This is a genomic window from Pseudomonas sp. GOM6 (genome assembly GCF_029537485.1).
GTDB lineage: Bacteria > Pseudomonadota > Gammaproteobacteria > Pseudomonadales > Pseudomonadaceae > Aquipseudomonas.
Genome location: NZ_JARPUS010000036.1, coordinates 1 through 647, shown reverse-complemented (window position 1 = coordinate 647; position 647 = coordinate 1). Strand labels below are relative to the sequence as shown.

Sequence of the window (647 nt, the reverse complement as noted above, 5' to 3'; positions counted from 1 at the left end):
AGCCACTTCATTGAATCGCAGCACCAGCAAATCCCGTCCGGCTCTGCGCCTGGTTAGCACCAAGGAACTGCCACGCGAGGACTGGCTGCAGATCCGCAAGCAAGGCATCGGCAGTTCGGACGCTGCGGCTGCTGTAGGCCTCAACCCCTATAAATCGCAGTTGGAGCTGTGGATGGAAAAGACCAGTCGTGATGCTGGCATGCCCAAGGCCGATCCTCAGGATGAGGAAAGCCCTATGTACTGGGGCAACGTGCTGGAGCCCATCGTGGCCTGGCACTACAGCAAGCGGACTAAGAACAAGGTTCGACGTATCAACGCCGTTCTGCAGCACCCGGATCCAGAGCTGCCCTGGATGCTGGCCAATATCGACCGCGAGGTGATCGGGGCTGACGATGTGCAGATCCTGGAATGCAAGACAGCCGGCATAAACGGGGCACGCCTCTGGAAAGAGGGCGTGCCGGAGTATGTGCAGCTGCAGGTGATGCACCAGCTCGCCGTCACCGGCAAGCAGGCGGCGGATGTAGCAGTACTGCTGGGTGGTCAGACGCTGGAGATCCACCGCATCGAGCGGGATGAGCAGATGATCGCTCGCCTGATCGAGTTGGAGCGCCAGTTCTGGCACTACGTGGAAACCGACACCCCACCGC

1 protein-coding gene is annotated in these 647 nt (G+C 60.4%); it reads left to right on the top strand.

Going from position 1 to position 647, the window contains the following annotated elements; all coding sequences use genetic code 11:
• Positions 1 to 647: lambda-exonuclease family protein (locus P7A97_RS20515; RefSeq protein WP_277692346.1), on the top strand; the 647-nt coding region annotated here is incomplete at both ends.